Source organism: Peterkaempfera griseoplana, assembly GCF_001418575.1.
In the GTDB taxonomy this organism is placed as follows: domain Bacteria; phylum Actinomycetota; class Actinomycetes; order Streptomycetales; family Streptomycetaceae; genus Peterkaempfera; species Peterkaempfera griseoplana.
Genome location: NZ_LIQR01000152.1, coordinates 21622 through 27750 on the forward strand (window position 1 = coordinate 21622; position 6129 = coordinate 27750).

Below are 6129 nucleotides of genomic sequence, written 5' to 3' on the forward strand. Positions count from 1 at the left end.
ATTACGGGACAGAGCCGATTACGGGACAGAGCCGATTACGGGACAGAGCCGTTGGCTAGACACACCCTGCCCCTGGAGCTCGGCGGCGCACCCCGGGATCCGGGCAACCTGTGGCCTGAGCCGTACTCCGGAACCAAGACCGCCTACACCAAGGACGGCACCGAGACCAAGCTCAAGAACGCCGTCTGCGCCGGCACCGTCACCCTGTCCGCCGCCCGCAACGCGATCAAGACCAACTGGACCACCGCATTGCAGGTCACCGGGATCGGCTGAACGCCGGAACCGTGCCGCAGCCCCACGAGCGGACAGAGAGGTGAGTCGGCGGGGGTGAGATCCTCACCGATGGCTCGAGTCCCTCGCCCCCCGCATCGGCCCGACGGCCCCTGACCGGCGACACCGGCCAGGGGCCGGTTCTGCTGCTGTCGACTGCTTCCTGCGCCTGCGGGAAAGGTTCTGGCTCAACGTCCGCGGGCTGCCAACGCCGAGTGACGGCTGACTGGGCCGAGCATGCCAGCTCCGTCCCCTTCTGTGGCTCACGTTCAGACAGCTATGTGTGGGGCAGGACGCGATGGCACGGGGCCCCGCGACGGGGGGTAGACGTCCAGTGCCTCCAGGGCCTGTGGTGCGTCGCCGCGCGCGAGGAGCGGGCCGAGCAGTAGGTTTCCCCTTCACTCACCGTTGTCCTCGGCCTGAGAGGCCCCTTATGGTCGTACGTTGCGTGTACAAGGTCCGCGAGCGGGGGTCGGGATGAGCGAAGCGCAGGCGGCTGGGTTCCGGGCACATCCTGACACCTTGCACCTCGCAGGACAGGCGGCGAAGCGCATCGGTGCGGACCTAACCGATCTGTCAGGTCAGGTGCGACCCGCGTGCGACGCAGTCTCGCCAGCGCCTGCGGGGATGGACACGGGGTCCACCCTGCTGCGGGTCGGTCCCCTGTGGGAGCAGCACCTGAGGCATCTCGCAGCAGAGGTACAGGCGGTTGGGGGCACGCTGCTGCAGACGGCATACAACTACGACGCCGCGGACCTGGCAGTCAGATCCTCACTTCTGTCGATCGCTCCCTGACGCGGAGGGTTGCACGGTGTTACCCGACTACGCCACGGTACGGGACTTTGATCTCGGGGATCTCCAAAGCGCTCACCGATTCTGGCTCAGGCTCACTCGGAGCTTCGCCGAGCAGGTTGAGGACTACCGAGTGAGAGTGATCAGACCGGTTGACGACGACTCCTGGAGCGGAGCAGCTGCCACGGCGGGCAAGCGGGTGGTGCACTCCGTGGGGGACAAGCTCACAGCGACGCAACCGTATCTTCAGGCCGTGACCACCGCGCTCGACACAGCGATCAGCGGTATGGCCGCCGCGCAGCAGCTGGCCGACCAGGCGCAGCAGCTCGCGCAAGAGCACGGTCTGTCGATCGACGATGCAGGACGCGTGGGTCTGCCATGGATCGGAGTCGCGGACTGGAGCAATCCGCCCGTCAACGCGGCGATGGCAGCCCAAAAAATGATCTACCAGGCGCGATTCGTGGCTGCCACCGTTGACGACAAGCTCGTGCCGTTGCTCGCCTATGCGGACACGTTCGAGCCGGACGACTGCGGCCCCTGGCAGCAGCGATCCCGCGACATACCTGATTCCGTCACGGAGGCAGTCGAGGAGACCAACAGCATCATCAAGAGAACGGCCGAACTCCCCGACCCATCGGACCCCAACCCGGACACAGCTCCGCAGCCGTACGGAGTCGAGTTCCCAGGGCCGACCGATCTGGCGTCACACGCGAAGATGCAGTCGGCGGGTCTGGCCTACATGACAGCGCACGGCTGGTTCAACGCGGGTGCCCTGCTTGCCAACTGGCTGGCCAATACCGGACTGCCGCGCACAGTGAATCCGGACGACATGATCTCCGCGATGCCGACCTTCGCGCGGTCGGTCCAGAATGCACTGCAGGCGAGGCTGGAGGGTGTTTACGACTCCGGGTGGCACAACTACAGCCCGGGGGATGCGATCGAGAGCTCGGACTGGTACTACGCCTTCAACGACTTCCGATGGCGGTTGGTCGGGCTGATCAAGTACGACAGCTCCGGTGGCCAGCGAGTCGAATACAGCGTGGGCGTGCGCAAGCCTTACGTGTTCGGGAGGCCCCGCCGCGACATCGTCAAGTTCGGCGTCGTGGTCGCAGGGCAGGAAGAGCTGAAGCACCTGCACACCACGGCGTTGGCGCAGAACTTCATCGCCCAAGGGATAAGTCACACAGGACCACTGCACGAGGGAATGACAATCGTGGGTTGACGACTGCCGTCTTCTCCACGGTGATCACTTCCGAATCGCGTTGAGGGCAAGGGCGGCGCGGGCGAGGTCGCCGATGCGGCTCGAGCGTGACGTACTGCAGAGTGCGCCAGCGTTGCGGCCGAGGATGTAGAGCAACAGCACCTGGGCGTAGGCCCGGGGCGAGATGCCCGCCGCCTGCATGCGCTCTCGGGAGAGCAGCGGTGCCCCGGTTTCGACGGTGTGGTGCACGCCCTGTCGCCGGCAAATCCTTCTACCAGTATGCCCACTACCTGAAGACGCCCGACCGAAATCCGTTCGCCGACGCGGCCATCGGGTGGATGCCGCCGGTGTGCAGCTCTGCGTCGCCGCCGCACCGGAGCCGCAGAAGGCCCCGGCGGACGGCTGAGACCAAGTCGTCACGGGTGAAGGCGCGGTTGGCCAAGATGGTGCACCCCAGTAGGAGCAGTGGTTCCCAGGCCCGCAGGCACACTCACGGCACGAGAGACGACGCTGCTCGCCCTCATCCGTGGCGTGCGCTGGCGGCCCACCCCACGCCGGGATGCCCCGGGGGGTGCCCCTATGTGTTTGGTCAAGGTCGTGGGTCAGGATGGCGGGCATGACGACCTGGTTTCGGACCTACTACGACGACGAGGACCTGTGGCTGTACTTCGAGGCTGACGAGGAGGGCTGGGCGGTGCGTCAGGTTGAGGTTCGGAAGAAGGATTCACGGCCTGTAACGGCTGCTTCTTTGGCCGAGGTGCTGCACCTGCGTGACCATGCTGATCTCGCAGCGATGAGCCGCTATGAGTTGCAGTACGGAGTTCTCGCCGAAGGGCCGATGGACGGCTGGCAGGACCAGCCCGAGGCGGCCGAGATCTCTGCGGCAGAGTTCGAGCAGCTCTGGATCGAAGCGCGGCGGGCCCTCGGCGGTGAATCAGCCTGACCTGGCGGGTTGGGGTTGGTAGAAGGCGCCGTCTCGCAGCATGGCGAAAAGGACGTCGGCGCGGCGGCGGGCAAGGCAGAGCAGGGCTTGGGTGTGGTGCTTGCCCTGGGCGATCTTCGTGTCGTAGTAGGCGCGCGAGACCGGGTCGGAGAGCGACGCGAACGCGGAGAGGAAGAAGGCCCGTTTGAGCTGCTTGTTTCCTCTCCGGGAGGGTTGCTCGCCGCGGATGGACGAGCCGGACGATCGGGTGGCCGGGGCGAGACCCGCGTAAGCGGCAAGGTGGGCGGCGGAGGGGAAGCTGCTTCCGTCGCCGACATCGATGAGGATCCTGGCGCCGGTCCTGACGCCGATCCCCGGCATCGACGCAGGACCTTCGAAAGAGGGTGGGCCTCCAGCAGTTCTTCGATCCGTCCGGCGAGGATGTCGCGCTGATCGAGCACGGACGTCAGGGAGCCTGCCAGACTCGGCACGATGAGCGCTGCCGCGTCCGTGCCGGGGACTACGACGGTCTGCTCGTCGAGGGCGGTGAAGATGTCCGCGACCAGTCGCTCGGCCATCCGCGGGGCCTTCGGCCGCAGCAGGCTGATCAGGCGGCGGCGACCGGCCTTCCGCAGCTGGGCCGGCGAGCCGAACCGTTCCAGCATGGCGAGGACGGCTGGGTGTTGGATACGCGGTCCCAGGACGCGTTCGAGGTGTGGGTGGATCTGGGTGAGCAGGCCGCGGAGGCGGTTGCTGATGCGTGTGGCCTCGCCGGCCAGGTCGTCGTCGAAGCCGACGAGGATCTCCAGTTCGGCGATGGTCTCGTCTTCCAGCTCCACCGAGCGCAGCGTGTGCGGCATGACCCGGGCTGCATCCGCGATGACGAACGCGTCGCGGGCGTCGGTCTTCGCTTCACCGGGGTAGAGGTCGGCGATCCGTCGCATCGTCAGTCCGGGCAGGTAGGCGACCGGGCAGCCCATGTCCCGGGCGACCGCGAGTGGGAGGGCACCGATCGAGGCCGGTTGGTCGACCACGACGAGTACGGTCCCGTGCTTGGCCTGGAGCGTGCCGAAGAGCTCGCGGAGCTTGGGTTCGCTGTTGGGCAGCCGCTTGTCGAAGGCCTTCTTCCCGGCCGGGGTGACGGCGGTGGCGTGGTGTTCGCCCTTGCCGACGTCCAGCCCGAGGAAGACTCCGATGTCGCTGGTGTCGATCACATGCGTCCTTCGCTCGTCCCTGCCCGGCCGTCCCACGGCACCGATCGCCACATCCACATTACGAAGAGCCTCCCGACCTGCGAACAAGCCGGTGGTCATGCCCCTAATCAGCGGTCTGTCGATGCCTCCGGGCCGGTGACACCACCCCCCAGGCCATGCGTTCAACAGGGGGAGACAGTCATGCCGGACCCGGAGGCCAGGCGCCCCGTTGCGGGGCCACCACCAGACGGTAATGGGGGCAGCCGCTGTCGGGGTGGGATGGGATGAGAGCAACGGCCTGGTTCGAACTGGCCTTCCGGGCCGCCCGCTGTCGTGGGAGGTTTCGGTGCCGTAGACCGTCGCCGAGGTCAGCGGTGGTGGTGGTGTCCCCAGCTGACGCTGTCGGCGATCCGGCCCCTGTTGTTGCGGAGGGTGGCGGTGTCGTGGTGGTTGTTCCAGACGTAGGTGCGGCGGTTCCGGTGGACGTTTCGGTCGGTGTCGAGGCCGTGGCCGGTGTGGACCGTGACGTTCTTGTGGGCCCCGCCCCCGAGCCGCAGGCGGCTGAATCGGTAGGCGTGGTGGTCCTCGTCCGTGAGGGTCCGGCCGGCCAGGTTGACGGTGCGGCGGCCGTTGTTGGAGATGACCACCCACTCGGCGTTCAGTGAGCGGTGGGAGCGGTTGTCGCGTCGGGGCTGTCGGCCTGGACGGCGCAGAAGTGGATCTGCGGGCGGTCCTGGTCGTGTTCGGAGGCCTGGGCGGTGGCGGTGTCGAGGATGGTCACGGCGGCGGCTCCCGCGAGTGCGGTGGCGGTGGTCTTCTTCGCGTTCATGGGTTCTCCCCCTCGGCCGGTGCGTGGGTTGGCTCTGACCAGGGAATCTGCTGTGATCATCACTTTTGGGGATGTGCGCCAGGGGACGCCACCCGCGTACGTTCACCGGAGCCTGCTGTCCGCGCTGCGCGCGCTCCGTCGTGCGAGTGAGTAGCGAAGAATCAGGTCGAGGGTCGGCGATGAGCCTCCGACTTCTGGCCGGCGGTGTCGCTGATGCGTCGACAGCAGGGGTATCGCCGGGGAGGAGTTCGGCGTCGGTGCCTTCCATCGCCTTGTGGGTCTCGATCGCGACCAGGTCAGTGCTGACCGTGGGGGGTGGGGTGGGGGAGAGGCCGTGGAGGAGGTAGTCGATGAGGTGGGTGAGGACGTCCTTGGCTTGGTCGGGGCTGAGGAGTCCGCGGGTGTGGTAGGTGGCGACGCCGTCCTCATCACGCATCCGGGGTGCGGCATGAGACAGACCCGTTCCCGGTCGGCGCAGGCCGCGGGCGCCGGTGCCCCCTCAAGCACCGGCGCCCACTCACCCCTGTCCGAGGTGGCTTGGGAAGACCCCCTTCGAAGAGGGTCAGGGCACGAGGATGAGGCGGATCGGGTCGCCGATCTTGTTCTCCAGCCGGTTGACCGCGTCGGCGGCCTCGGCGAGCGGGATGTGGTCGGTGATGGAGGGGGCCAGGTCGAGACGGCCGACCTCGGCCAGCCGGACCAGCTCGGTGACGGACTCGGGGGTGCCGCCGTAGTGGCCGCGCACCTGCTTGCCCAGGTAGTTGAAGGTCAGGCCCTCGCTGATGGTGATCGGCCGGGGGCTGATACCGACCAGGATGAGGACGCCGTTCAGGCCGAGTACGGCGGCGGCCTGCTCACGGACCGCCGGCACGCCGGCGCAGTCGAAGGCGAAGTCCAGGCCCCGTCCGGCGGTTGCCGCACG

General features: G+C 67.5%; 7 protein-coding genes and 1 pseudogene. 3 read left to right on the forward strand and 5 right to left on the reverse strand.

Going from position 1 to position 6129, the window contains the following annotated elements; genetic code table 11:
- Window positions 1-51 precede the first annotated feature (51 nt).
- Complete coding sequence (locus AOK09_RS12600) at window positions 52-273, forward strand: hypothetical protein (protein ID WP_055587256.1); 222 nt, start codon at window positions 52-54, stop codon at window positions 271-273.
- 1042 nt (window positions 274-1315) lie between these two features.
- A complete protein-coding gene (locus AOK09_RS12605; RefSeq protein ID WP_157875875.1) occupies window positions 1316-2284 on the forward strand; it encodes a hypothetical protein in 969 nt (322 codons plus the stop codon).
- Between the two features lie 24 nt (window positions 2285-2308).
- On the opposite strand, the gene AOK09_RS12610 is transcribed toward AOK09_RS12605, so the two are convergent.
- Window positions 2309-2512: a hypothetical protein gene (locus tag AOK09_RS12610; protein WP_055587258.1), complete on the reverse strand. Its 204-nt coding sequence runs from the start codon at window positions 2510-2512 to the stop codon at window positions 2309-2311.
- 367 nt (window positions 2513-2879) lie between these two features.
- On the opposite strand from AOK09_RS12610, the gene AOK09_RS12620 reads away from it, so the two are divergent.
- Window positions 2880-3206: a hypothetical protein gene (locus AOK09_RS12620; protein ID WP_055587260.1), complete on the forward strand. Its 327-nt coding sequence runs from the start codon at window positions 2880-2882 to the stop codon at window positions 3204-3206.
- Here the strand turns inward: AOK09_RS12620 and AOK09_RS12625 are convergent.
- From AOK09_RS12625 to AOK09_RS12635, 4 genes and pseudogenes are all read right to left on the reverse strand, one after another.
- Window positions 3198-4399 (reverse strand): annotated as a pseudogene (locus AOK09_RS12625) (IS110 family RNA-guided transposase). The gene AOK09_RS12620 and the pseudogene AOK09_RS12625 overlap by 9 nt on opposite strands.
- Before the next feature lie 347 nt (window positions 4400-4746).
- Complete coding sequence (locus AOK09_RS42000) at window positions 4747-5025, reverse strand: lamin tail domain-containing protein (RefSeq protein ID WP_245687261.1); 279 nt, start codon at window positions 5023-5025, stop codon at window positions 4747-4749.
- A gap of 11 nt (window positions 5026-5036) precedes the next feature.
- On the reverse strand, window positions 5037-5207 hold the full coding sequence (locus AOK09_RS42005) for a hypothetical protein (RefSeq protein WP_245687262.1): 171 nt from the start codon (window positions 5205-5207) through the stop codon (window positions 5037-5039).
- A 562-nt stretch (window positions 5208-5769) separates the two neighbouring features.
- On the reverse strand, window positions 5770-6129 hold a 360-nt coding region (locus tag AOK09_RS12635), incomplete at its 5' end, for a zinc-binding dehydrogenase (protein WP_157875876.1).